The sequence below is a fragment of the Vibrio sp. R11-SG3-ISO9 genome (assembly GCF_059834255.1).
Window position 1 is genome coordinate 73,763 of the sequence record NZ_JCBDGU010000030.1, and the last position, 25,943, is coordinate 99,705.

Genomic DNA, 25,943 nt, shown 5'->3' on the forward strand with positions numbered 1-25,943 from the left:
ATAGAGAACACATAATGCAAATATTTGGCAAAATTTTGGGCGCTTTTTTTGGTTTCTTGTTTGGCGGACCCTTAGGCCTAATTTTTGGCCTATTTCTTGGTCATCAATTTGATAAAGCGCGCCGTTTAAATCAGTCAGGCTTTAACACTTCGGGGTTTGGTAGCGGGCCAAGTCAGGCTGAGAAGCAACAAGAGTTCTTTAAAGCGGCCTTCGCGGTTATGGGACATGTTGCCAAAGCGAAAGGTCAGGTAACACGTGAAGAAATCCAATTAGCATCCACAATGATGGAGCGGATGAATCTTCATGGTGAGCAGCGTATAGCCGCTCAGAATGCGTTCCGTGATGGTAAAGAGAGTGACTTCCCACTAAAAGAAACGTTGGAGCGAGTTAAGATTTCATCGGGTGGCCGCTTTGATTTGCTGCAGTTTTTTCTTGAACTCCAAGTATCAGCAGCGTTTGCTGATGGCAGCTTGCACCCTAGTGAACGTCAAGTTCTGCACAAGATAGCTCAAGGTCTTGGCTTTTCATCGGAGCAGCTAGAGCGCCGTCTACAAATGCAAGAAGCGGCTTTTCGTTTTCAACAGCAAGGTGGCAGCTTTGGCGGTGGCCACCATCAAGGACAGTCTTCCGGCTGGCAGCAGGCGACTCAACAAGATCAACTGGCGGATGCTTTTAAGGTACTCGGTGTGAGTGAGTCGGCAGATGGTAAAGCGGTGAAGAAAGCCTACCGTAAGTTAATGAATGAGCACCATCCAGACAAGCTTATGGCAAAGGGCTTACCACCAGAAATGATGAACGTTGCGAAAGAGAAATCTCAGGAAATTCAAAACGCTTACGATCTAATTAAGAAGGTCAAAGGCTTCAAATAATATCAATAGAGTCGCTCGTTACAGCGGCTCTTTTTTGTTTAAAGGAATAGATATGACAGTTGGTTATCAAGATGTTTTGGCGTTCTGGTTTGACGAATTAACCCCTCGAGATTGGTTCAATGGTGGCAAGGAAATCGATCAGCTGATAATAGAGCGCTTTTCTGATCTACACACAGCGGCAGTTCAAGGTGAACTGTATACATGGCGTGAAAGCGCGTTAGGTCGTCTGGCAGAAATCATAGTGTTAGACCAATTTTCAAGAAACATTGGTCGCGATACGTCACAAGCATTCTCCGCGGACCCAATGGCGTTAGTCCTGGCCCAAGAAGCGGTGGCTGGTGGTTACGATCACCAACTCAGCGAACAACAGAAAAGCTTTTTATACATGCCTTATATGCACAGTGAGTCGTTGATGATTCATGAGAAGGCGGTCGAGCTGTTTAGTCAAACTGGGTTGGAACATAACCTCGATTTTGAGTTTAAACATAAGGTGATCATTGAAAGGTTTGGTCGCTATCCACACCGTAATCAAGTGCTTGGACGCGTTTCAACAGAAGAAGAACTGGCATTTTTACAGCAACCAGACTCTAGTTTCTAACACGCCCTAATTATTCATAAAATCAAGAGTAAGCTGTGGGTGGCTTACTCTTGAACCTTATTGAGTGCAATCAAGTTACTTTGCTTGGTTGAGTGCCCAATCATACTCGTAATCGATGTTTTTCACGTTTGATAGCGGTTGAGTACGATACTGGTTGAGGTGCTCGATGAGTTGCTCCTGAGTACCAAAATCGGCGATAAACCAGTCATAAATAGAAGAGAGTTGTAATTTATTCTTTTGCACCAAAACCCCTTTGTCGCTGTTCACAAACTCGCGAGCAGCCTGTTCCAGTAATGCTTCGGTGTTTTCAGCAGTGAAAGCTTGAGTTTGAAGGTTAGGGCAACCTAAGCTGGCACAGTTGACGGCGTAATGTGTTCTAGGGTCTTGCCAAATTGGGCGTAAAATTCGGTGCTCAATATCGTTCAGTGTCAGTGCTTTACTATTAATGGTAACGACTTCATCTCCCCACGGACCAAAACTAAACAAACCGCCGAGTTTGGTGATCGATTTGACTGGATAAGCATCTAAGATTAGCTCCACAGTGATCGCATTGTAGAGATTTACCCAGTAGGCATATTGCTCCGCTTGAGAGAATTGGCGAGGGTCAGTGTTGGCGAGTTGTTCAATATACTGCTTCAGCAGTGAGCGATCATTAGAGCTAACGGCTTGGTAGCGGATGAGATGGTTTTGTCCGTCGATAACAATATAGTTATCAAGAAACTGCTGCCAAGTAGCGTGAGAAATGGTGCCACTGTTTGACTCATTACTTTGATCCCAATATGACCATAGTTCTGATTTTGGTGCTGAAAAAGCCAATGAAGAAAAGAGCAGGCTAATAACTAGAAGTAGGTTTTTCATAAATGTTCTCCCTAATGACATCTATAAGACCTTGGCTACCCACACTTTCTTTCAACTTTTGCTAGTTTAAAGCCTAAGCATCAAAAAAGTTAAAGCCTAGACATCAAAAAAGGCTGACCTAAGCCAACCTTTTGAGTGTTACTAATACCAATCGTAGTAAATAATTGCTCAACCTAGCTTGTTAAAATGCTCGATAACTGCGTTAGAATTTTTGATTGTAGAATAACTACTTATCGAAAAATTCTGCCTTGTTCTCAAGCTTTTTTTCTGCGCTATTTTTGATTACTTACTTACTGTGATTGGTATAACATTGATTCTAGCTTACGTTAAGGTGTTACTTTAGAAAGCTAGGGATGTTTGCTTCATACGCAGAGATTTTATCTTCGTGCTGTAGCGTTAAACCAATGTTATCTAAGCCATTTAGCAGACAATGACGACGGAATTCATCAATCTCAAAAGAGTACTCTTTGCCGTTAGCACGAACCACGTTTTCTTCCAGGTCTACTTCAACTTCAGCCCCTTCATTCGCTTCAACGAACTGGAAGATTTCATCGACTTCTTGCTCAGTTAGGCGCACTGGTACCATCTGGTTATTGATGGAGTTACCATAGAAAATGTCGGCGAAGCTCGGTGCGATCATCGCTTTAATACCGTAATCTGCTAGTGCCCAAGGTGCGTGTTCACGTGATGAACCACAGCCGAAGTTTTCACGAGCCAACAAAATAGAAGCGCCTTGGTAACGTGGTGCGTTCATTACAAACTCTGGGTTTGGTTGCTGACCTGCATCATCTAGGAAACGCCAATCATGGAAAAGGTGTTTACCAAAGCCCAAGCGAGATACTTTTTGTAGGAACTGCTTTGGAATGATGGCATCGGTATCGACGTTCGCAGCATCTAGAGGAACGACTAAACCAGTGTGTTGTTTGAAACCTGACATGTTAAATCCTCTAAATTAAAGTTCACGAATATCGACGAAGTGGCCAGCGATCGCAGCAGCAGCGGCCATTGCCGGGCTAACTAAGTGTGTACGACCATCACGGCCTTGGCGACCTTCGAAGTTACGGTTAGACGTTGATGCACAACGCTCTTGAGGACCTAAGCGGTCATTGTTCATTGCAAGACACATTGAGCAGCCAGGTAGACGCCATTCAAAGCCAGCTTCTTTAAAGATTACATCCAGCCCTTCAGCTTCTGCTTGCGCTTTAACTTGTTCAGATCCAGGAACGATCAGAGCCTGTACATGAGATGCGACTTTACGACCTTTCGCTACAGCTGCTGCAGCGCGCATGTCTTCGATGCGAGAGTTAGTACAAGAACCCACGAATACTTTATCTACGTTGTAGTCAGATAGAGATTTACCTGCTTCTAAGCCCATGTAAGCCAATGCTTTTTCAGCCGACGCTTTTTCAACAGGGTCAGAGAAACTGTCTGGTGATGGGATAGGAGTATCAACCGAGATAACTTGGCCTGGGTTAGTACCCCAAGTCACTTGCGGTTTGATATCTGCAGCATTTAGCGTAACAACTGCATCAAATTCTGCGTCGTCATCGGTTTTCAGTGTGTTCCAGTACTCAACAGCCGCGTCAAAATCATCACCTTGTGGCGAGAATTTACGGCCCTTGATGTATTCGTATGTCGTTTCGTCAGGTGCGATAAGACCCGCTTTGGCACCTAGTTCGATAGCCATGTTACAAACCGTCATACGACCTTCCATCGTAAGATCGGTAATGGCTTCACCGCAGAACTCAACAACATAGCCTGTACCGCCAGCAGCTGTTGTTTCACCTATAATCGCCAATACGATATCTTTAGCGGTAATGCCTGGAGCGACTTTGCCTTTTACTTCGATTTTCATGGTTTTAGCGCGAGCTTGTTTTAGCGTTTGAGTTGCTAGCACGTGCTCTACTTCTGAAGTACCGATACCAAAGGCTAGTGAACCAAATGCGCCGTGTGTCGCTGTGTGCGAGTCACCACAAACAATGGTCATACCCGGTAGCGTAATACCAAGTTCAGGACCCATTACGTGCACAATACCTTGGTATTTGTGGTTCAAATCGTAAAGCGTAACACCAAACTCTTCACAGTTTTTCGATAGCGTTTCCATCTGGATACGAGCCATCTCACCTGATGCATTGATGTCTTTGGTTTGAGTCGAAACGTTGTGATCCATAGTCGCGAAAGTCTTACCAACTTGGCGAACTTTACGTCCCTTTTCACGAAGACCATCAAAGGCTTGCGGTGATGTTACTTCGTGTACTAGGTGGCGATCGATGTATAGGATTGGGTTTTCACCCTCAGCTGCAACGGCAACGTGCGCGTCGTAGACTTTTTCGTATAAGGTTTTGGCTTGCTGGTTTGTAGACATAGCTTGTTCTTCCTTGGGAGCATTAATCCCAGTGCTTATTTCAGCTCACCGCTTTGCAGTCAGTGAGCCGATATTGTTCTTATAGAGTGTTACGTGATCTTAAGCTTCTAGAATGTACTGTGCGATCTTATCGCCCATCTCTGAAGTGGTTAGTGCTGGTTTGTCGCCAGCAAGATCAGCGGTTAGTTCACCTGCAGATAGCGCTTTTGATACTGCCGTCTCAATCGCTTGTGCTGCCTCTTCTTCACCTAGGCTGTAACGTAACATCAATGCCGCAGACAGGATTTGAGCGACTGGGTTTGCGATGTTTTTGCCTGCGATGTCAGGTGCACTGCCGCCTGCTGGCTCGTATAGACCGAAGTTGCTCTCGTTTAAGCTAGCAGAAGGTAGCATGCCCATTGAGCCTGTGATCATTGCGCACTCATCTGAGATGATGTCACCAAAGATGTTCGAGCAAAGCATCACGTCAAACTGAGACGGGTCTTTAATAAGTTGCATCGTCGCGTTATCAATGTACATGTGGTTTAGCGTTACATCTGGGTAATCTTTTGCTACTTCTTCAACAACTTCACGCCACAAGATAGAGCTTTGTAGAACGTTCGCTTTGTCAATTGAGTAGACATTCTTGTTACGTAGACGAGCAGATTCAAAAGCGATTTTAGCGATACGCTCGATCTCGTAGCGGTGGTAAACCTCAGTATCGAATGCTTTTTCATTTGCGCCTTCGCCTTCACGACCTTTTGGTTGACCGAAGTAAATACCACCCGTTAATTCACGAACAACGACGATGTCGAAGCCGCGATCAGAGATATCTGCACGAAGTGGTGAGAATGACTCTAGACCTTTGTGGATCTGCGCTGGGCGTAGGTTACAGAACAGTTGGAAGTGCTTACGTAGAGGAAGTAGGGCACCACGCTCTGGTTGGTCGTTTGGTGGAAGGTGTTCCCACTTAGGGCCACCGACAGAGCCGAATAATACAGCGTCAGACTCTTCACACCCTTTAATTGTTGACTCTGGTAGTGGGCAACCGTGGTTATCGATCGCGATACCGCCGACATCATACTCTTCACGTGCAAAGCTAATTGCATGTTTCTTTTCAATAGCGTCTAACACTTTATGTGCTTGTTGCATTACTTCTGGGCCGATGCCATCGCCAGGTAGTACGGCAATTTTGTATGATTTGTCAGTCATGTTAATCCTTTAATTTCTTCGAGCTTGGAGGAGCGTTAATTTGTTTCCTAGCTCTCCTATATTAAGAGAGCCAGAGAGTGATTCTGTTTATACGGTTTCGATTCGTTGCTGTTTCATTTCAGCAATCGTGTCTGCACGTTGAATGCTATTGATAACATGCAGTAGCGCTTGGCCAGATGCTTCTACGATATCGGTTGAAACGCCTGTACCGTGGTATTTGCGACCTTTGTAGTTAGCGATGATGTCGGCTTGACCCAAGCCATCTTCACCTTCACCTTTTGCCGTTAGGTCGAACTTGTCTAGTACGATTTCGTAGCCAGTCAAACGGTAGATACATTGGTATAGCGCATCAACAGGGCCATTACCGACTGCCGCTTCACACTTCTCTTCATCACCACATTGCAGCTTGATACTGGTGGTCGACATAACACTGCCAGATTGAACACTTAGGTAGTTCAACTTGTAGAAGTCATCTTCGTCGCGAAGGTTAGCGAAGTGCATCAAGGCTTCTAAGTCGTAATCGAATACTTGGCCCTTGCGGTCTGCTAGCTTCAAGAAATCTTCGTACAATGAATCTAGGTTGTACTCGTTTTCTTGGTAACCCATCGCATCCATGTGGCTCTTAACGGCTGCACGGCCACTGCGGCTGGTTAGGTTTAGCGCTTTATCCTTAAGACCAATCGATTCTGGCGTCATGATCTCGTAGGTGTTTTTGTTCTTAAGCATGCCGTCTTGGTGGATACCTGAAGAGTGGCTAAAGGCGTTCGCACCGACAATGGCTTTGTTGTCTTGGATTGGCATGTGGCATAGCTGGCTCACTAGCTTACTGGTACGGTGGATCTCTTCATGTTTAAGACCTGTATGAACGCCTAGCAACTCTTGACGTGTCTTGATGATCATTGCGATCTCTTCAAGAGAACAGTTACCCGCACGCTCACCAATACCATTGATCGTACCTTCGACCTGACGAGCACCCGCTTGAACCGCAGCAATAGAGTTTGCGACTGACATACCTAGATCATCGTGACAGTGAACAGAGATGATCGCTTTATCGATGTTAGGTACACGGTTGAACAATGTTTGAATAATGCCACCGAACTCATTTGGAACTGTGTAGCCCACAGTATCTGGAATGTTGATGGTTTTTGCGCCTGCATCAATCGCGGCTTCTACCATGCGACACAGGTTGTCAATTGGTGTACGACCTGCATCTTCACAAGAGAATTCAACATCATCAGTGTAGTTACGAGCGTGTTTTACCGCTTTAACACCCATCTCAACCACGTCGTCGTAGCTACGACGAAGCTTGTCTTGTACGTGGACTGTAGAAGTTGAGATAAAGGTATGAATACGAAATGCTTCAGCAACTTTCAAAGCCTCCGCAGCTGCATCAATATCTTTGGCAACGGCACGAGAAAGGGCACAAATACGGCTGTTTTTGATGTTCTTTGCGATCGTTTGCACTGATTCAAAATCACCCGGAGATGAAACTGGGAAACCAGCCTCGATAACGTCCACACCGAGTCTTTCAAGTGCATAAGCAATTTGTAACTTCTCTTTTACTGTCAGGCTTGCAGCTAGTGCCTGCTCGCCGTCTCGTAAAGTCGTATCAAAAATTATCACTTGATCGTTCATGGGTGCTTCCTTATATCGATATCGTATCGATTGCTATCCAAAATATTATTGAGAATGATGTTCTTTTAATGAGCTTAGTTACAAAAAAACCCGCTTAGCGCGGGTTTTAATATTTGTGCAGTTCTTGACCCACAACTTACCCACGCGATTGGTTCACGATAAGGAGAAGTTTCAGCAGTCGAGAAAAAGAAAACGTCATGGCACAAATATCCGTAAATAAACTGTTAACACCATATTTACCGTAATTTATTCTGAGCGTCAAACGTGAAAATCCAATATCGGCGTGCATTGTGAGCTTTTTCATTTTGTTTGTGCTGATTTTTGTTTGTTTATTGGTGTTTTGTTTTGCTTATTTACTATCGAGTTGCGCGGTTAGTTTATCGTTTGCATGATGTTTAGGTTATAACTTTGTACTAAATCTTTTTTACCGAGTGAATGACGGGAAAATAATTCAGGCTCAAATTTAATTAATCACTTGATTAAATAGTGAGTAATTATTCTTCACCACCTGTTGGAATATCACCCTATAATTAATCGTGTGATTAATTATAGGGTGACTATAGAGTGGGACGAAAAGTTGGACGACCGCAGAAGAATCGAGAGGTTCGGCAACTCTTGATTGAACATGCGCGGGATCTGTTTGTCGTGCAGCCTTATGACAAGGTATCAACTCGGCTCGTCGCTGAGAGGGCTGGTGTGAATATCGCGATGATTCGCTACTACTTTGGTAACAAGGCGGGTCTGTTTGAAGCGATGTTGCGTGAAACTCTGCGGCCAATGCAGTTGCAGATGCAAAAGCTCATTGATGAGAGTAACCACGATAACTTTCTCGATCTTATGCGTACTTACTACAAAGAGATGGCGAAGGTACCCAAATTTCCTCGCTTAGTGGCTCAGGTGATGAATATGCCACCCTCTGAGGTTCAGCGAGAGCTGCTTGAGAAGGTGTTTGTTGATATCGCTAAACCTGCCCAAGACGTGATATTTGAGAAGCTGATTGACCATGGTGTGCTGAGAAAAGATATGGATCCTAAGTTATGTCGGATTTCGTATATCAGCTTAATGGTATTTCCTTTTATCGCACCACCACCACTGCTGGCGCTGCATGGCATTGAGTTAAATGAAGACTTTCTTAATCGTCTGATTGAACACAATATTCAACTAATGAGTGAGGGCTTTGTGAATCCAACAAGCACCTCAAAACTTCAGGACTAAACAGAATGAAAATAGGGAAAAAGTGGCTGTTCTTTCCAGCATTAGCAATAGGTGTTGTCGGCTTAGTTGTGGCGATTAACCTCAAGCCAGACCTTCCAACCAAACCTGCTGGCGATCGAGCCCGCTTGGTAGAGGTGCAAGTACTAGAGCCTCAATCTATGGCTCCTTTAGCGATTGGTTTTGGCAAAGTGGTACCTAAAGTTGAGTGGAAAGCGATCGCGGAAGTTACAGGTAAGATCGTCTATCGCCACCCTGAACTAGAGAAGGGCAAAGTGATCCCTGCTGGTACAGAGGTGCTCAAGATTGATCCTCTCGATTATGAACTCAAATTGACGCAAGCTCAGGCCGACCTTAAATCTTCTCAAACCTCTTTGGCTAAGTTGAATCAAGAAGAGCAGAACCTAAACCAAACATTAAAGATCGAGAAAAACCGCTTAGTGATCAGTAATAAAGAGCTTAAGCGTAAACAAGATCTGCGCAAGAAAGGTTTAACCTCTCAGTCTGATGTCGATCTGCAAGAGCAGAGTGCGCTTTCGCAGCGTAAACTGGTGCTTGATATCGAGAATCAAATCGCGTTAATGCCAGACGAGAAGAGAGTCGCTGAGGCGGTAATCAAAGTGAATGTTTCTAAGGTAAGAGAAGCTGAGCGCTCTTTGGAAAAAACCACCATTACTCTACCAAAAGCAATGCGTATCGCTCAGGTTGATATAGAGACCAACCAAGTGGTCAATCTTCAGCAAACCATGTTCATTGCTCACGGTATTGATGTGATGGAGGTCGAAGCGCAGCTTTCAATTCACGATATGCAGACCTTGGCTTCGAGCTTAGGTGAATTCACCCGTGATGAGTCTGGTATTCCTAATACCGACACCTCTGAAATTAGCGCCACTATTGAGCTCAATAGCGGTAACTTAAATGCTGCGTGGCCTGCGCGGGTGGCACGTATCAGTGAAACCGTTGATGAAAACCAAGCAACAGCGGGTGTGATATTAGAAATTAAGCAAGACTACGCACAACTTGAGCCAAGTAGTCTGCCCCCTTTAGTAAACGGCATGTTCGTTAAAGCCTTGATTGAAGGTGCATCTAACCTTGCTTGGGTAGTGCCAGAGCGAGCGCTGCATGGCGATACCCTTTACTTAATGGATAGCGAGCAGCGCTTAAGTATGGTTCAGGTGGAAGTTTTGTATCGCCGTGATAATCAGGTCGTGGTTCGTGGAGAGCTCAAACAGGGTGATAAGCTGATCCTCAATGATGTACTTCCCGCTATAGAGGGAATGCTACTGAGAGAGACCGGTGATGACTCGACCTCGATGCAGGAGAGCGATTCATGATTAAGTTTTTCTCTCGACACCCAACAGCAGCCAACCTACTCATGTTGGGGTTGTTGGTGCTGGGTTTGAGCTCGCTCTCCAACATTAAGCGAGAAACCTTTCCTGAGTACGATCCTCCATACATCATGGCGGGCATTGTTTACCCCGGCGCTTCACCACAAGAGGTGGAGGAGAGCTTGTGTATTCGTATGGAAGACGCCGTTGACGGTTTGGCGAATATCGAAGAAACCCAGTGTGAGGCGATCGAAGGCAGTGCGCGCCTGATCCTTAAGCTCAATGAGAAAGCGGACATTGGTCGTATGCTGGTGGACGTACAGACTCAGATTGATTCGATTAACGACTTCCCTTCAGAGATCGAATCCCCAGTCGTTCAAGAGCTTGATTGGAATGAGCCCGTGGTTGATGTGGCAATCACGGCGGATACCACATGGCCTGAACTCAAAGCTTATGCTGAGCAGTTAAAGCGCACCATGAAACTCGACTATGATGTCTCTTTGGTGGAAGTGAGTGGCTTTTCTGATCACCAATATCGTGTTGAGCTGGATACCCAAGCAATTCGTCAATTGGGGCTGACCGTTAATGACATCGCAGAGCAGATTGGGCGTCAGAACGTTAAGCTGCCAAGTGGTAATGTCGAAACACCCGACAAGAACTTTCTGATCCGTTTTGATGAGCGTCGAGTGACTCCACTAGAGCTCGAAAGTATCGTAGTCGGCTCTGCTCCAAACGGCTCTGTTATTCGCTTGCGAGACATTGCAACCATTACAGACCGATTTGAACTGGATGAGCAGAAGGTACTGTTTGATGGTAAGCCATCGGCTCTGCTTAAGGTTAGTAAGAACAAAGAAGATGATGCGCTGCGTATCAAAGAGCGCGTGACTCAATTTGTAGAAGACCAAAGTGCGATAGCCCCTGATGGCGTAACGCTGCAAATGACCAATGACCTCTCTTCTGTATTGTGGGACCGTCTGACGATGATGGTGCGCAACGGTTGGCAAGGGATCGTGTTGGTGTTCGCGACTATGTGGTTGTTCTTCAGCTTACGTTACTCATTCTGGGTTGCCGCAGGCCTGCCGGTTGCCTTTCTAGGCGGTCTGTTCTTGATGGCGAACCTTGGGTTATCCATCAATATTATGTCGCTTGTTGGTTTGTTGATGGCCATCGGTATCATGATGGATGACGCCATCGTGATCGCTGAATCGATAGCCTCACATCTCGATCGGGGGCAGAAGGTCGATGATGCTGTCTACAATGGGGTGAAAAAAGTTCTGCCTGGCGTGCTCTCCTCGTTCTTAACGACTGTGTGTATTTTTGGCAGTCTGTTGTTCTTAGACGGTGAGATGGGGGCGGTTCTTAAAGCGGTACCTCAAGTCTTAATCTTAGTACTTTCGTTGAGCTTGATTGAAGCCTTCTTGATTCTGCCCAACCACCTGTCGCACTCGCTGCATAAAGAGAAACAAGAGAAGCCAGCGCTGCGCTTTAAAGTTGTGTTATTGGAGAAATTTGAAAACTTCCGTAACACCACTCTGATGAGCATGGTGGAGCGCGTGGTCTCGTTTCGATATGCCTTTATGGGAGGCGTAGTGAGTTTGCTGCTCCTTGCTATCGCTTTGATTGCAGGTGGTATCGTTAAATTCCAGCCTTTCCCTGAATTGGATGGCGACATTGCTGAGGCTCGTGTGATTTTGCCACCGGGTGCATCGCTAGCACAAACTGAACGAGTCGTGGAGCATATCGTCTCTTCTGCTGAGCGTTTGAACGTGCAATGGAGTGATGAAGTTGAGGGTGGTAACACCTTAGTTGAGCACATTACCAGTCAGTTTAATGCCAATGCGGATGCCAATGAATCTGGTCCACATCTAGCGACGGTGCGTTTGGACCTGCGTGGAGCTGAGAGCCGAAACACGGTCATCGATGACTTTATCGATGCTTGGCGTAATGATGTGGGTGAACTGGCCGATCCGATTTCTCTGGTATTCAAGCAGCCGACGGTGGGGCCGGGTGGACGAGCGATTGAAATTCGCGCCAAACACGATGATCTGCAAGCGCTGAAAGCAGCTTCGATTGATATCCAGGAGTACTTGAATCAGTTTGATGGTGTGCATGGCGTGCTTGATGACATGCGAATGGGTAAAGAGGAGATCTTAGTTAAGCTAAGACCCGGGGCGGAGACATACAACGTCAACGGACAGATGATCGCGTCTCAACTCCGCGCTGCGTTCTTTGGTCAAACTGCGGATGAGATTCAGGTGGGTGTTGAGAACATTTCAATCGAAGTGCGATTGGACAAGCAGCAAGCTGGCGATGTTCAGCAGCTAGCTAACTTCCCAATCATTACTTCAGACGGCAGTCAGATCCCGTTAGCGACTTTAGCGACGCTCGACTTTCAGCGAAACTATGTGCGAATCCAACGTATTGATGGCCTACGTACCATCAGTATCTTTGGTGATGTAAACAATAAAAAAGCCAGTTCGTCGGCCATCTTGGCGCAGTTCCAGCGCGATGAAGCGCCTAAGCTGCTAAAGAAATACCCTGGACTGCGTTTTGATTTTGAGGGTGAGGCGAAAGATGCCGCTAAGACTGGTGCCTCTATGGGTAAGGGCTTCTTATTGGGTTTGTTTGGCGTCTTTACCATATTGAGTTATCAGTTCCGCAGTTACCTAGAACCTTTCGTGGTGATGTTGGCGATACCTTTAGCCTTTATCGGTGTTGTGGTCGGGCACTGGCTGTTGGGGCACTCCCTGAGTATGCCGAGTATGATGGGCTTTGTTTCATTAGCTGGGATCGTGGTTAACGACTCGATACTCTTAGTGCAATACATCCGGCACCATGTGGATGAAGGGGATAGCGTGCATGACTCTGTAGTGAAAGCGAGTCGTGAGCGTTTTCGTGCCGTGTTCTTAACCTCGATGACTACCGCGGCAGGTCTGTTGCCACTGCTCACTGAAACCAGCTTGCAGGCTCAGGTTATACAGCCACTAGTGATCTCGATTGTGTTTGGTATCTTCGCTTCAACACTACTGGTGTTGTTTATGATCCCTGCAGCCTACGCGATTTTGGCTGATTTTGGATTGGTTAAGAAGCATGAGCCCCTCACTGTTTAGTTAGCAGGGTGTGAACATCAAAAGCGGCGTTTGAGCCGCTTTTCTTTTGCCTACAATTCACTGTAATGATGAATCACCCTGAGGATGAAATGTTCATTTTTTATCCGCAAAATCGTCACCATATTGTCATTTCCAACTTCTAACGTAACCCCAAAGCACAGATAAGAGCTGAGGGAACACATGAGAACGATAGAACCAATTGTCCGCTGGGATGTGGCATTTTCTATGTTTTGCTTGAAGAGTCGTTACAGCAAGCAAACCGCGCAGATCAGTAAAGCCATTTCCCATACAGGGGACGGGCACCTATACCTTTTGTTTGCAATAGCTGCTCTGTTCTTAGATGAGCAGAACGGCAAAGCGTTTCTTATGGTGGGTTTGGCGGCATTTGCCATTGAGCTCCCTATCTATTGGCTTGCAAAAAATACCATCAAGCGTCGTCGCCCAGCTGAGTTTTCCTCTTTCCTACATTCTTACATCGTGCCTTCAGATAAATACAGCCTGCCCTCGGGGCATTCGGCCGCGGCTTTTGTTATGGCCACCGTCATTGGACACTTTTATCCGCAGGTTTACTTATTGAGCCTAGTTTGGGCAGGTCTGATCGCTGGTTCACGTATCTTGCTGGGAGTTCATTTTCTTACCGATGTGCTGATCGGTGCGGCACTTGGTATTGCTTGCGCGAATCTTGCGCTCAATGGACTGCTTTAGTTTTACAGATACTTCCTCCAATTCGAGAGTCTACAAAGGACCGATTATGAAAATACTTTATGGTGTACAAGGCACAGGCAATGGTCATATTGCGCGTGCTCGTGCGATGGCGAACGCTCTGAAAGCTAAGAATGTGGATGTTGACTTCTTATTCTCTGGTCGTGACGGGGATAAGTATTTTTCGATGGAAGCATTTGGTGATTACCAAACTCGCCATGGCTTAACCTTCTTCAGTGAACAAGGGCAGGTTAAGTATGGCAAAACTTTCCTTAAGAATAGCCTGTTGCGTTTTCGTCGTGAAATCGCTGAATTGGATCTCTCGCGTTACGATTTGGTCTTGAATGACTTTGAGCCGGTATCGGCTTGGGCGGCTAAAAAACAAAAAGTACCGTGTATTGGCATTAGCCATCAGAATGCATTTCGCTTCGATGTGCCCAAGAAAGGCGGAAACTGGATCGAGCACTCAGTGATACGGCACTTTGCTCCGACTGAGCACTATATCGGATTGCACTGGTATCATTTTGAACAGCCAATTTTACCCCCGATTGTTCATACTTTGTCTAGCCGCGAAAAGGCGTCATGTGCAGAAGGGAGCGCAGACTTCAGCCTAGTTTATCTGCCGTTTGAAGATTTGGATGATGTGACGGATCTTTTGATTAAGTTCATCTCTCATCAGTTTGTCTGTTATCACCCAGATATCATCGAGCAGCGCACTGTTGAAAATATCGTATTCAAGCCACTTAGCCATGATGGTTTCCAAATTGACCTTCAAGCATGCTCTGGCGTGATTGCCAATGGTGGCTTTGAGTTGCCCTCCGAAGCGATGACTTTAGGAAAGAAGTTACTATTGAAACCGCTTGCTGGCCAATTCGAGCAACAGAGTAATGTGGCAACTCTAGAGGCCTTAGGTTTGGCTCAGATGATGAGCTTCCTTGACCCTGCAACCTTACGCAGTTGGCTAGGGGAGAAACAAGCGGAAATGGTCTCTTATCCAGACGTGGCGAGTGCGATCGTTGAGTGGATTTTGGCGAAAGATTGGCACTGTCAGGAGCAACTAAGAAGGCAGCTTTGGGACAAGGTTGACTTCCCTAGTTACGCTTCTATCACTTGATTCATAGGTGAGGTTTTTGAATGCCTTGCACTATCAATTCATTGGCTCAATCATTTGTAACAAATGTAACTGAATGATTGAGCCGTCAAATAAGTCGTAAGAAAATCCCAAAATGCGCCATTTTATGTTTTTTTATAAATCCATAAGTGCATGATATTAAATTAATAATTATTCATTGAGGTAAAATAAAATTATTCTTTATCAATCTTGTTGGTAGCGTTCGATTGATTGGTTAATAGTAGATGTTATCCGAAACACATCGGCCAGATAAATATAAGAACTAGTGGTTATCTATTCCCACACTATTACAAATTTAACGCTGTCATACCGACAAGAGGCAACTTGAATGTTAGAGAAAAAAGACGCAATGAGTGCTATTGCAAGCTACAGAATGGAAAGCACACTTCGTGGAGTAGACCTAAACCTATTGACTGTTTTTGATGCTGTAATGCAAGAGCAAAACATTACCCGTGCAGCGCACAACTTGGGTATGTCTCAGCCTGCAGTAAGTAATGCTGTAGCACGTCTAAAAGTGATGTTTAACGACGAGCTATTTATGCGTCAGGGTCGCGGTATTCAACCGACTCAACGTGCACGTCAACTGTTTGGCCCAATCCGCCAAGCACTGCAACTAGTACGCAATGAACTACCAAGCTCTGTATTCTCTCCTGAGTCGTCTTCTCGTCTATTCAAGTTGGCGATTTGCAGCCCTTGTGACATGCGTTTTGCACCTAAGATTATGTCGACTATCAATGAGCTTGCGCCAAGTGTTCAACTACACATGGATGCTGAGTTCGACCGTCAACTGTCTGAGCGCATGCGTTACCAAGAAATCGACTTCGTTATCGATTACGCTCGCTTCGATGAGCAAGGCTTCTCAAGCACAGAGATCTTCCAAGATGAGCTAGTGGTTGTTGCTTCAGCTTCACACCCACGCATCAACGGTTCAGTAACGGCGGCTGAGCTTCTAGAAGAGAAGCACGCGAAACTGTCTCGCATTCACGGTCAGCGCAGCTTCTCTGAGCAAGCATACCGCGACCTAGACTGCACGCCTTACTATGAAGGTACTAGCCTAAGCAACGTGCTATACGTTGTGGGTCAGTCTGAACTTGTAACGATTGCTCCTCGTTGGATGGTTGAGCATGCAGCAAATAAAGAGCAGCTACAGATTCTGGATTTCCCATTCGATAACGCGGCAATTTCAGGCTTCCTAAGCTGGCACGAATCAAGCGAGAAAGACAAAGGACACATTTGGTTACGAGATCAACTAATGATGATCTGTGGCGAAGTTGTAGCACTTAACTAATCGCTGAAAACCTTGATTTATAAGCCCTGAGCTAGTTTGTTAGTTCGGGGCTTTTTTGTACCAGAACGCCGAACTTCGTTCATTTTTTAGAGTTAAGTTTACTATTACTGATAACTTTGAGCTCCATCAGTTGCCTTTTCCATGATCAGAGGTACACTTGTGCGCTCAAAAAAGCTTACAGGTGTAAGCCAAAGGTAAAGAGATGGCCAATTTAGATTTTCATATCGTAAAACGACTTCGCGAGCAGATTGCTCAAGGCGGCAACCGCACGGCTTTAAAGCATAAAGTTAATGATGTTTGGCAAGGCATTAGCTGGCAGCAATTTGGTGAACAGATCGATAAGCTGTCACTCGCACTATTGGCTCAAGGACTGAGAATCCAAGACAAGATCGGTATCTACTCAAATAACATGCCTCAATGGACTGTGGCAGACTTTGCAGCCCTGCAAGCTCGTCTTGTAACTGTGCCGATTTACCCAACGAACACTGCGGCGCAGTCTTCCTACATTATTCAAAACGCAGACGTTAAAGTGCTTTTTGTTGGCGAACAGCCACAGTTTGATGCAGCAATCAGCCTATTTGACGAATGTGAGCAGCTTGAAATCATCGTTGCGATGTCAGATGACATTGATACTCAAGGCTATGACTTTGCTATCTCTTGGCAAGAGTTCATCGAGCGCGGTCAACAGGCTCAACAAACGGAATTGGACGTTCGTCTTGCTGATGCGAATATGGATGACCTCCTTACTCTTATCTATACCTCTGGTACGACTGGCCAACCGAAAGGTGTAATGCTGGATTACGCTAACATCGGCTCTCAACTAGAAGGCCATGACGAGCGCTTAAGCCTAAGCAAAGATGATGTTTCTCTCTGTTTCTTACCGCTGTCTCACGTATTTGAACGCGCATGGACTTTCTATGTCCTTTATAAAGGCGCAACTAACTGTTACCTGCAAGACACAATGCAGGTGCGTGATGCTCTAAGCGATGTGAAGCCAACCGTAATGTGTGCGGTTCCACGTTTTTACGAGAAGATCTTCTCAGCGATCCACGAGAAAGTATCCAAAGCACCACTGATTCGTAAGGTCCTCTTTACTTGGGCTGTGAACATGGGTGCTAAATTGGCAGCTTGTCACCAAGAGGGTCGCATACCTTCTCTAATGTTGAAGAAGAGCCATGCATTAGCGGATAAACTGGTGTTATCTAAGCTGCGCGCTCTACTTGGTGGAAACATCAACTTTATGCCATGTGGTGGTGCAAAGCTTGATGAAACCATCGGTCGCTTCTTCCACGCAATTGGCATCAATGTGAAGCTTGGTTATGGCATGACAGAAACCACAGCAACGGTTTCATGTTGGGACGATCGCTGTTTCAACCCAGACTCAATCGGTATGTCTATGCCGGGCGCGGAAGTAAAAATTGGCGAACAGAACGAAATCTTAGTTCGTGGTCCAATGGTGATGCGCGGCTACTATAAAATGCCAGAAGAGACGGCTAAGACTTTTGACGAACACGGCTTCTTGAAAACGGGTGATGCGGGTCACTTCGATGAGAACGGTAACCTATTCATTACCGACCGTATTAAAGAGCTGATGAAAACCTCTGGCGGCAAATATATTGCGCCACAAGTGGTTGAAGGTGCTATCGGTAAAGATCACTTTATTGAGCAGATCGCCGTGATTGCCGATACACGTAAATTTGTTTCTGCACTGATCGTCCCTTGTTATGACTCTCTGGAAGAGTACGCGAAAGAGCTCAACATCAAGTACCACGACCGTGTTGAGTTGATTAAGCATCACCAGATTGTTGAGATGTTAGAAAAACGCGTTAATGACCTCCAACAAGAGCTGGCTAAGTTTGAGCAAGTGAAGAAATTCAAACTGTTACCAAAGGCCTTCTCTATGGATGCTGGTGAACTGACACCGACTCAGAAACTGCGTCGTAAAGTGATTAACGATAAGTATCAAGACGAAATCGAAGAAATGTACACTGAAAAGCCGAAAGATAAGTAATTTTATCTAAGTTAACTTTTTAGTTGTTTAAAAATCCCCCTAATCGTACACGGTGACGATTAGGGGGATTTTTTACGTCACGACATCAGGTAAATGTGCGTGAGAGCACATCCAGAGCGTGGTGTTCACACTGAAAAAAGAGGGATTGTGAAATATTTAGAGTTTTTTTATCGGGTACTGTTGGTGATTTGTTCTGCTTTGAAAGTTCTGGGTGGTGTTAGATGAGGTTTTCTTTCTAAAACATGGTTATATCGAATTATTGACTGTAGAAGGGTGTTAGACCCGATGATAATAAAACGTTACAGTTGTTTCGTACCACTGCTTATTGTTATCACGACGAGCAGTCATAGCCGAAAAAGTGGAAGTATTTCGAATTAGGCTACGAATAAGACCTAGACTATGTAAAAACCAGCCCCTTCGGCTTACCCAACTGAAGGAAACTGGTAAGGAGAGCAATATGACAACTAAGCCAGAGTGCGCCCAATTATCCGGCGCGGAAATGGTAGTTCAGTCCCTAATTGAAGAAGGGGTTGAGCAGATCTTTGGTTATCCAGGCGGTTCCGTTTTGGATATCTACGATGCCCTACACGCAAAAACAGACAAGATTAAACACGTATTAGTGCGCCATGAGCAAGCAGCGACGCATATGGCCGATGGCTACACGCGTTCAACCGGTAAACCTGGTGTTGTACTAGTATGTTCAGGTCCTGGCGCGACCAATACCGTAACGGGTATTGCGACAGCGTACATGGACTCGATTCCAATGATCGTTATTTCTGGTAACGTACCGAATAACTTGATTGGTAATGACGCATTTCAAGAGTGTGATATCGTAGGTGTATCTCGTCCAATCGTAAAACACAGCTTCTTAGTAAAGAAAGCTGAAGACATCCCAGAGATCGTAAAAAAAGCCTTTTATATTTCGACGACAGGTCGACCTGGCCCAGTTGTGATTGACCTTCCTAAAGATGTACTTAATCCACAAATTAAGCTGCCGTACGAATACCCAGAAACGATTAAAATGCGTTCGTACAACCCAACGGTAACAGGCCACAAAGGACAAATTAAGAAAGCACTTAAGGCACTTCTAGAAGCGAAGAAGCCGGTTCTTTATGTTGGTGGTGGTGCGGTTATTTCGGAAGCTGATAAACAGTTGCTTAAGCTTGCCGAGGCGCTAAACCTACCTGTTGTTAGCACACTGATGGGATTGGGTGCTTTCCCGGGCACGCATAAAAACTCGCTAGGCATGCTTGGTATGCACGGCCTATACGAAGCCAATATGGCAATGCATAACGCAGACCTTATTTTTGGTGTTGGGGTTCGTTTTGATGACCGTACGACCAATAACCTTGAGAAGTATTGTCCAAACGCGAAGATCATGCACATCGATATCGATCCATCATCGATCTCTAAGAACGTGAAGGTGGATCTACCGATCGTAGGCTCTGCTGAGCGCGTACTTGAGAGCATGGTGAACCTACTTATTGAGCAAGGCGGAACAAACGATGCTGAAGCCTTGGATGCATGGTGGGCCGAAATTAAAGTATGGCAAGACCGTAAGTGTCTCGCTTACGATAAATCGCCTGAGCGCATCAAACCTCAACAGGTTATCGAAACTCTACACAAAGTGACCAATGGCGATGCGTATGTTGCTTCTGATGTAGGTCAGCACCAAATGTTTGCCGCACTTTACTATCCATTTAATAAACCACGCCGTTGGATCAATTCTGGTGGCCTTGGCACCATGGGCTTTGGTTTACCTGCGGGTATGGGAGTTAAGTTCGCGAAGCCGGATGAAGAAGTGGTCGTTGTAACAGGCGATGGCAGTATTCAGATGAATATCCAAGAGCTATCAACGGCACTGCAATACAATATCCCGGTTAAGATCATTAACTTGAATAACCGTTTCTTAGGCATGGTAAAACAGTGGCAAGACATTGTTTACCAAGGTCGTCACTCAAACTCATACATGGACTCTGTGCCAGACTTTGCGGCTATCGCGGAAGCGTATGGTCACGTAGGTATGCGTATCTCGTCTCCTGATGAACTTGAATCAGGCTTAGAGAAAGCACTGGCAATGAAAGACCGCTTGGTATTCGTCGACATTAGTGTTGATGATACAGAGCACGTATACCCAATGCAGATTAAAGGCGAGGGTATGGATAACATGTGGCTAAGCAAAACGGAGAGAACATAGTATGAGACACATTATTTCGCTATTAATGGAAAACCAACCGGGTGCCTTGTCTCGAGTGGTTGGCTTGTTTTCTCAACGTGGTTACAACATTGAATCGCTGAACGTGTCGCCGACAGATGATCCGACGCTTTCACGTCTGAACGTAACGACCAACTCAGATGAGATGCAACTAGAGCAGATTCAGAAGCAGCTGCATAAGCTGATTGATGTGCTTAAAGTTCAAGAAGTATCAGAGCTTGATCATATTGAGCGTGAGCTACTAATGGTTAAGGTTCGCGCGAGCGGTTTTGCGCGTGCAGAGGTTAAACGTACTGCTGATATCTTCCGTGGTCAGATCGTCGACGTAACCGCCTCTCAATACACAGTGCAGATGGCAGGCACCAGTGAGAAGCTCGATGCGTTTATTCAAGCATTATCAGAAGTAACGGAAGTGCTTGAAGTGGCACGCAGCGGCGTGGTTGGTATTGCTCGAGGAGAGCGCTCTCTAAAAGCTTAAGAAAATTGTATGATAGAAAGCCGCATTAAGTGCGGCTTTTTTATTTTGTTAATTTATAACAATGATATAATTCTCGCCATATTTACCCTATTTTGAGCAATTAATGAGAAATAAAAAAACAATCGCCACGCTTCTCGTTATTTGCGTCACCTTTTGTGCAGCTATCGCTCTGTACTACCAGCAACGCTATCAAGACGTCAAAAAGCAGAGTTATCAACGCACTGCAAAACAGGCTCTTCATCAACTTGTGTACGCCGAGCGCGACTACAATGTGTTGAAAGACCAATTGGTCTCTATGATGCAACTGCTCAGCCACAGTCAAAGCTTGGTTGATTTTGCGACATCTCCTTCTGTTGAAAATAAGAACCTACTGGAAGAGGTTTGGCAGTCGGTACTGGTCAATCAAAGATGGTATACCCAGATCCATCTGTTGGATATTGATGGCCATGAGAAGGTCAGAGTCAATTACTCCTCAAGAACAGGTGTTGTTACTCTTCCTAGTGAGCTACAAGATAAATCGAACTACGGTTATTTCCACTATGCACAGACCCTGGATGCTGAAGAGATTGGCGGGTGGGGTATTGAGCTGGAATCCGAATATGGTGAGCTGACTTATCCATATACTCCCGTATTGAGAGTGATCACGCCTGTACAAACACCAGAGCGTCGCGTCGGCTACTTAGTGATAAACCTCGATGTATGGGGATTAGCGTCACGCTTAAACTTCTCTCCTGATTTTGATTTTCGTGCTGAAGTGGTGAACCAATATGGTTACTACATTGCGAGCCAAAACAAGAGCAAGCTGTTTGGTGATTCGATCCCTGAGCGTAAAGGGTTCAACCTTTCACAAATCGCCCCAAAAACTTGGCAGGCGATCTCTTCTGAGCGCATGGGTTACATGTTTGAAGACGGTAATCTATTTGCCTTCAACACCGTTGATCTTGCGCAGAAACAAAAGATGCACTTAGTGATTCAGTTGAACTCAGAGCAGTTATTAGAGAGAGCGGAGCGCGATCTCAATGACTTAGCGCAAGAGCAGCTGATCGTGTTCTTTACCGTAATGGTCTTTGCTTTCCCGCTGGCTTATCTCGTGACGCATTATCAAAGGCGCAGTCTAGAGAGCAAATTGGCTCGCGCAGCGCTGAACGGTATGTCTGCGGTGATGATCTCTGATAAACATCATCGCACCATCATGACCAACAATGAGTTTGAGAACATGACTGGTTACAGCAAGTCGCAGGTTGATGGTAAAAACGCCCTGCAGCTGCTGCTAGAGAATAGCGAACAACTTCATACTGCAGAGACCATCTGGACACATCTCGAAGAGAATGATTTGTGGGAAGGTGAGGTGAGCTGCAAGAGCAAACTTCGAATCCCTTTCACTGCGATCATGCGAGTGCAAGCCGTGAAGAGTAATTCAGGTAAGGTGAGCTACTACATCACGTCGCTGGTGGACATTACGGTGCGTAAAGAGTTAGAAGTACGATTGCGTATTCTCAGTGAGCGAGATTCGCTGAGTAAATTATGGAATCGTCGCAAGTTTGAAGAGCAGTTGGCGCAGTATTCACGAATGGTGGAGCGTTTCCCTAACGAATCTCAAGTGTGCTTAGCGTTGATCGACATCGATAACTTCAAACGCATTAATGATGAACTCGGCCATGACGAGGGCGATCGCGTGATTGCTAGAGTGGCTGCGATCCTTCAAGAAAGCTTGAGAACCACAGACTTTGTCGCGCGTGTTGGCGGTGAAGAGTTTGCTATCTTAATGCCTCATACTTCGTTAGCAGAAGCGAGAAGAGTGTTGGATCGCCTACGCATTGAAGTACAACTCTCTGGCGGCACGAAAGTGACGGTCAGCATCGGCTATACCGATCTTACTGGTAACAGCACCCACTCCTATAAGTGTGCGGATATTGGTCTTTATGAATCTAAGTCCTCTGGTCGCAACACCATCTCTATCTGTACAAGTCAGGCGGACGTTGCCTAGTTTGCATCTTGGGCTTGAGTTTGAACATCGGCAAAAAATAGAACCAATCTGTCTTATCTTTGAGAGATTCCCGTCACAATATTTGTACGATTAGACTAAAGTCTAATTTGTGCGCAAATTTGAACTAAACTGAACAATAAGTAAACTACCTTGCTTCGTAGAGTTAGTGTTGCACTGACTCTTTTTGAGAAGCCAGATCTCAAAAAGGGATGACAAAGTTAACTTAATTCAACTGCTCAGTTTCATCGACTTTTATCAGCAGAATTAGGTTAGCAGGAGCAAGAGTTAGGGATTCATACTATCTGGTGAAATGAGGCGTGGTATGTTTGTCGATTTTTTAGTGAGATTGACCATCGGCACACTAGTGATTCTTGGTTTTAAACTCAGTGCACTGTATTTTTTGCCTATGGTGTTACTGCTCAATACTCATCATAAAGAGTTCTTTGGGTGGTAAACAAAAACGGAGCATTAGGCTCCGTTTTTTTATTCACTGAGATGCTCAAACTACATAAAACTACGCAGCTTCAATCACTCTTTCAATGCGTCTCATTGAGCCCATTAGGTGTTGATCAAGTAGCTCTGTCGCTTGCTCAGCATTCTTCGCTAGTACCAGTTTCATGATCATTTCATGCTCATCAATGTTAAACAGCTCATCTGATTCTTGATCGTCTGCTAATGCTAAGAAACGATAACGCTTCACTTGGTTGATCAAATCACTGAAGAACTCGAACATGTTCTTTGAATCGGCACCTTCTAAAAGTGCCACGTGGAATTGCTGATGGCGCTCTTCCCATTCTGCACTATTGAACTCTTCTGCCGTGTTGTTCACGCGAGATAGCTTGTGGTACGAAGTGAGAACTTCTAGTTCCCAGCTTTCATCACCGGTAGCGATTGCTTTTTTCAGCAGAACAGAAGAAACCACACGTAGGCTTTCGTATAAGTCGTTAAGTTCTTTCTTAGATACAGGAGCTACCCAACAGCCTTTTTGAGGCTCAAGCTTTACATACTTGCTCCAAGAAAGTTGTACGAGAGCTTCACGAATCGGTGAAGCGCCGACGTTGTATTTCTGTTTTAAATCAGCCACAACCAGTTTCTGGCCTGGGCGCAATTCACCATTAAGAATATCTTGGCGAATCATCTTTGATACTTTGTCGGTGAGAGTAGGGCTAGACATTGTGCAACCTCATGTAATTTGAATTCTTAGCCTGCTAATTCAAATGACCTAAGGCGGGAATTAACAGTACGCAGTTCTATTGTTGGTTTGATAATACAGCGTACTGATTATTAGAGCAAGATGTAATATATAAAAAAAGAGGGCCGAAGCCCTCTTTTTTATTTAACTGATGATTAAACTCTTCAGTCTTATAGAACGTGTACAGAAGCTGTGTTCGTAGTGCCTGAAGCTACTAGAGCACCAGAAACCATAACTACGATGTCGCCTTTGCTACCGAACTCAGCGTTAAGAGCGTACTCTTTACCCATTTGGTAGAAAGCATCAGTGCTGTCGATAGAATCAACAAGAACAGGGCGAACACCTTTAGTAAGAACTAGTTGTGCAGCTGTTTTCTTGTTTGTTGTTAGTGCGATGATGTTTGCAGTTGGGAAGTACTTACGTACAGAACGTGCAGACTTACCACCTTCAGTAGCAACGATGATTAGTGGAGCAGCTAGCTTCTCAGCTGTGTCTACCGCACCTTTACATACTGCTTCAGTGATGCGTAGGCGTGGGCTGTCTAGACGAGAACCTAGTTCAGCTTTAAGAGCGCTGTCAGTACGGTTCGCGATTTGAGCCATGATAGTTACTGCTTCAACTGGGTATTTACCTTTCGCAGTTTCACCAGAAAGCATTACAGCATCAGTACCGTCCATGATTGCGTTCGCAACGTCACCCGCTTCTGCACGAGTTGGACGTGGGTTGTTGATCATAGAATCAAGCATTTGAGTTGCTGTGATAACCATCTTACGTGCACGGTTACACTTCTCGATCATCATTTTCTGAGCGAAGATTACTTCTTCAGCTGGGATCTCAACACCTAGGTCACCACGAGCAACCATGATACCGTCAGAAAGCTCTAGGATTTCGTCGAAGTTATCAACACCTTCTTGGTTCTCAATCTTAGAGATGATGTGGATGTCGCTGCCGCCGTTCGCGTCTAGGATCTCACGGATCTCTTTAACGTCAGATGCTTTACGGATGAAAGAAGCTGCTACGAAGTCAACGCCTTGCTCACAACCAAACTTAAGGTCGTTCTTATCTTTTTCAGATAGAGCTGGAAGTTGAACAGAAACGCCAGGAAGGTTAACACCTTTGTTTTCGCCTAGTGCACCGTTGTTAAGAACTTTACACTTAACTTCAGTTTCAGTAGTAGAGATAACTTCCATTTCGATTAGGCCGTCATCTACAAGGATAGTGTTACCAACGTTTAGGTCAGCTGCGAAACCAGCGTAAGTTACCGCTACAGTCTCTTTGTTACCTACAACTGAAGTGTCAGTTGTGAAAGTGAATTCTTGACCAGCTACTAGATCTACGTCGTTGCCGCCTTCTAGCTTGATAGTACGGATTTCTGGGCCTTTAGTATCAAGAAGGATAGCCAGTTGCTTACCTACTTTGTCCATTACTTCGCGGAAGTTCGCAATACGAGTGCCGTGCTCTTCGTAGTCACCGTGAGAGAAGTTAAGACGCATAACGTTCATGCCTGCGTTTACTAGTTCAGTTAGCTTCTCTACAGATTCAGTTTTAGGGCCAATCGTACATACGATTTTGGTCTTTTTCATGGAAGGTACTCTCCGGTAAGTTTTGTTACAAATTGAAATTTATCTGTTTTCTGAAGCGGCCTACCCATTTCGTCAGCATTTTGTGCCTGCTGCGATAATAGAGGGACTTATCAATTGCCCTTCAGAGTTGTAAGTCTTTCATCAATTTTAGTCATTTTATGACCAAATGATTTTGATTCAACATCGGTT

At 45.2% G+C, this 25,943-nt stretch carries 19 protein-coding genes; 12 read left to right on the plus strand and 7 right to left on the minus strand.

All coding sequences use genetic code 11. The features are described from left to right. The first annotated feature begins 14 nt into the window (after positions 1-14). A complete protein-coding gene (gene djlA / locus AC6R05_RS09290) occupies positions 15-869 on the plus strand; it encodes a co-chaperone DjlA (RefSeq protein ID WP_150870809.1) in 855 nt (284 codons plus the stop codon). A gap of 52 nt (positions 870-921) precedes the next feature. Continuing rightward, positions 922-1,467 (plus strand): DUF924 family protein, encoded by a 546-nt coding sequence (locus tag AC6R05_RS09295; protein WP_500647214.1) that lies wholly within the window; start codon positions 922-924, stop codon positions 1,465-1,467. 75 nt (positions 1,468-1,542) lie between these two features. Here the strand turns inward: AC6R05_RS09295 and AC6R05_RS09300 are convergent, their stop codons facing one another. The 5 genes from AC6R05_RS09300 to leuA all read right to left on the minus strand — a co-directional run bounded on the left by AC6R05_RS09300 (position 1,543) and on the right by leuA (position 7,516). Next, entirely contained in the window at positions 1,543-2,325 is a 783-nt protein-coding gene (locus AC6R05_RS09300; protein ID WP_500647215.1) for a DUF547 domain-containing protein, read from the minus strand. 334 nt (positions 2,326-2,659) lie between these two features. Next, complete coding sequence (gene leuD / locus AC6R05_RS09305) at positions 2,660-3,262, minus strand: 3-isopropylmalate dehydratase small subunit (RefSeq protein WP_500647216.1); 603 nt, start codon at positions 3,260-3,262, stop codon at positions 2,660-2,662. A gap of 15 nt (positions 3,263-3,277) precedes the next feature. Then, on the minus strand, positions 3,278-4,690 hold the full coding sequence (leuC, locus tag AC6R05_RS09310; RefSeq protein WP_032553048.1) for a 3-isopropylmalate dehydratase large subunit: 1,413 nt from the start codon (positions 4,688-4,690) through the stop codon (positions 3,278-3,280). Between the two features lie 99 nt (positions 4,691-4,789). Next, positions 4,790-5,881 carry a 3-isopropylmalate dehydrogenase gene (leuB, locus tag AC6R05_RS09315; RefSeq protein ID WP_500647217.1) on the minus strand — a complete coding sequence of 364 codons (1,092 nt, stop codon included), beginning with the start codon at positions 5,879-5,881 and terminating at the stop codon, positions 4,790-4,792. Between the two features lie 87 nt (positions 5,882-5,968). After that, complete coding sequence (leuA, locus tag AC6R05_RS09320) at positions 5,969-7,516, minus strand: 2-isopropylmalate synthase (RefSeq protein ID WP_032553051.1); 1,548 nt, start codon at positions 7,514-7,516, stop codon at positions 5,969-5,971. A gap of 564 nt (positions 7,517-8,080) precedes the next feature. Here leuA and AC6R05_RS09325 point away from each other — a divergent pair. The 10 genes from AC6R05_RS09325 to AC6R05_RS09370 all read left to right on the plus strand — a co-directional run bounded on the left by AC6R05_RS09325 (position 8,081) and on the right by AC6R05_RS09370 (position 22,979). Next, on the plus strand, positions 8,081-8,731 hold the full coding sequence (locus AC6R05_RS09325; protein ID WP_500647218.1) for a TetR/AcrR family transcriptional regulator: 651 nt from the start codon (positions 8,081-8,083) through the stop codon (positions 8,729-8,731). A 5-nt stretch (positions 8,732-8,736) separates the two neighbouring features. Beyond that, a complete protein-coding gene (locus AC6R05_RS09330; RefSeq protein WP_150895877.1) occupies positions 8,737-10,062 on the plus strand; it encodes an efflux RND transporter periplasmic adaptor subunit in 1,326 nt (441 codons plus the stop codon). After that, complete coding sequence (locus AC6R05_RS09335) at positions 10,059-13,166, plus strand: efflux RND transporter permease subunit (RefSeq protein WP_500647219.1); 3,108 nt, start codon at positions 10,059-10,061, stop codon at positions 13,164-13,166. The genes AC6R05_RS09330 and AC6R05_RS09335 overlap by 4 nt, the downstream gene beginning before the upstream one ends. 180 nt (positions 13,167-13,346) lie before the next feature. Next, positions 13,347-13,871: a phosphatase PAP2 family protein gene (locus AC6R05_RS09340; protein WP_150895876.1), complete on the plus strand. Its 525-nt coding sequence runs from the start codon at positions 13,347-13,349 to the stop codon at positions 13,869-13,871. A 46-nt stretch (positions 13,872-13,917) separates the two neighbouring features. After that, positions 13,918-14,982: an MJ1255/VC2487 family glycosyltransferase gene (locus AC6R05_RS09345; RefSeq protein ID WP_500647220.1), complete on the plus strand. Its 1,065-nt coding sequence runs from the start codon at positions 13,918-13,920 to the stop codon at positions 14,980-14,982. Positions 14,983-15,328: 346 nt separating this feature from the next. Next, entirely contained in the window at positions 15,329-16,288 is a 960-nt protein-coding gene (leuO, locus tag AC6R05_RS09350) for a transcriptional regulator LeuO (RefSeq protein ID WP_032553057.1), read from the plus strand. A 202-nt stretch (positions 16,289-16,490) separates the two neighbouring features. Then, positions 16,491-18,299, plus strand: coding sequence for an AMP-dependent synthetase/ligase (locus AC6R05_RS09355; RefSeq protein ID WP_500647221.1), 1,809 nt, complete (start codon positions 16,491-16,493; stop codon positions 18,297-18,299). Between the two features lie 457 nt (positions 18,300-18,756). Beyond that, the gene (locus AC6R05_RS09360) at positions 18,757-20,496 is read left to right on the plus strand and encodes an acetolactate synthase 3 large subunit (RefSeq protein WP_032553059.1); all 1,740 of its coding nucleotides are present in this window, start codon (positions 18,757-18,759) and stop codon (positions 20,494-20,496) included. A gap of 1 nt (position 20,497) precedes the next feature. Beyond that, positions 20,498-20,992 (plus strand): acetolactate synthase small subunit, encoded by a 495-nt coding sequence (gene ilvN / locus AC6R05_RS09365; RefSeq protein WP_032553060.1) that lies wholly within the window; start codon positions 20,498-20,500, stop codon positions 20,990-20,992. Between the two features lie 103 nt (positions 20,993-21,095). Continuing rightward, positions 21,096-22,979, plus strand: coding sequence for a sensor domain-containing diguanylate cyclase (locus AC6R05_RS09370; protein WP_150895873.1), 1,884 nt, complete (start codon positions 21,096-21,098; stop codon positions 22,977-22,979). A gap of 514 nt (positions 22,980-23,493) precedes the next feature. Here the strand turns inward: AC6R05_RS09370 and AC6R05_RS09375 are convergent. Together AC6R05_RS09375 and pykF are read right to left on the minus strand one after the other, a co-directional pair. Next, positions 23,494-24,153, minus strand: coding sequence for a GntR family transcriptional regulator (locus tag AC6R05_RS09375; RefSeq protein WP_150870827.1), 660 nt, complete (start codon positions 24,151-24,153; stop codon positions 23,494-23,496). A 188-nt stretch (positions 24,154-24,341) separates the two neighbouring features. Further along, positions 24,342-25,754 (minus strand): pyruvate kinase PykF, encoded by a 1,413-nt coding sequence (pykF, locus tag AC6R05_RS09380; protein ID WP_032553063.1) that lies wholly within the window; start codon positions 25,752-25,754, stop codon positions 24,342-24,344. Between the last annotated feature and the right edge of the window lie 189 nt (positions 25,755-25,943).

What these genes read in the sequence shown, in the direction of transcription:
- djlA (WP_150870809.1), top strand. Translation starts at nt 15, where the DNA reads ATGCAAATATTTGGCAAAATTTTGGGCGCTTTTTTTGGTTTCTTGTTT.
- AC6R05_RS09295 (WP_500647214.1), top strand. Translation starts at nt 922, where the DNA reads ATGACAGTTGGTTATCAAGATGTTTTGGCGTTCTGGTTTGACGAATTA.
- AC6R05_RS09300 (WP_500647215.1), bottom strand. Translation starts at nt 2,325, where the DNA reads ATGAAAAACCTACTTCTAGTTATTAGCCTGCTCTTTTCTTCATTGGCT.
- leuD (WP_500647216.1), bottom strand. Translation starts at nt 3,262, where the DNA reads ATGTCAGGTTTCAAACAACACACTGGTTTAGTCGTTCCTCTAGATGCT.
- leuC (WP_032553048.1), bottom strand. Translation starts at nt 4,690, where the DNA reads ATGTCTACAAACCAGCAAGCCAAAACCTTATACGAAAAAGTCTACGAC.
- leuB (WP_500647217.1), bottom strand. Translation starts at nt 5,881, where the DNA reads ATGACTGACAAATCATACAAAATTGCCGTACTACCTGGCGATGGCATC.
- leuA (WP_032553051.1), bottom strand. Translation starts at nt 7,516, where the DNA reads ATGAACGATCAAGTGATAATTTTTGATACGACTTTACGAGACGGCGAG.
- AC6R05_RS09330 (WP_150895877.1), top strand. Translation starts at nt 8,737, where the DNA reads ATGAAAATAGGGAAAAAGTGGCTGTTCTTTCCAGCATTAGCAATAGGT.
- AC6R05_RS09335 (WP_500647219.1), top strand. Translation starts at nt 10,059, where the DNA reads ATGATTAAGTTTTTCTCTCGACACCCAACAGCAGCCAACCTACTCATG.
- AC6R05_RS09340 (WP_150895876.1), top strand. Translation starts at nt 13,347, where the DNA reads ATGAGAACGATAGAACCAATTGTCCGCTGGGATGTGGCATTTTCTATG.
- AC6R05_RS09345 (WP_500647220.1), top strand. Translation starts at nt 13,918, where the DNA reads ATGAAAATACTTTATGGTGTACAAGGCACAGGCAATGGTCATATTGCG.
- leuO (WP_032553057.1), top strand. Translation starts at nt 15,329, where the DNA reads ATGTTAGAGAAAAAAGACGCAATGAGTGCTATTGCAAGCTACAGAATG.
- AC6R05_RS09355 (WP_500647221.1), top strand. Translation starts at nt 16,491, where the DNA reads ATGGCCAATTTAGATTTTCATATCGTAAAACGACTTCGCGAGCAGATT.
- AC6R05_RS09360 (WP_032553059.1), top strand. Translation starts at nt 18,757, where the DNA reads ATGACAACTAAGCCAGAGTGCGCCCAATTATCCGGCGCGGAAATGGTA.
- ilvN (WP_032553060.1), top strand. Translation starts at nt 20,498, where the DNA reads ATGAGACACATTATTTCGCTATTAATGGAAAACCAACCGGGTGCCTTG.
- AC6R05_RS09370 (WP_150895873.1), top strand. Translation starts at nt 21,096, where the DNA reads ATGAGAAATAAAAAAACAATCGCCACGCTTCTCGTTATTTGCGTCACC.
- AC6R05_RS09375 (WP_150870827.1), bottom strand. Translation starts at nt 24,153, where the DNA reads ATGTCTAGCCCTACTCTCACCGACAAAGTATCAAAGATGATTCGCCAA.
- pykF (WP_032553063.1), bottom strand. Translation starts at nt 25,754, where the DNA reads ATGAAAAAGACCAAAATCGTATGTACGATTGGCCCTAAAACTGAATCT.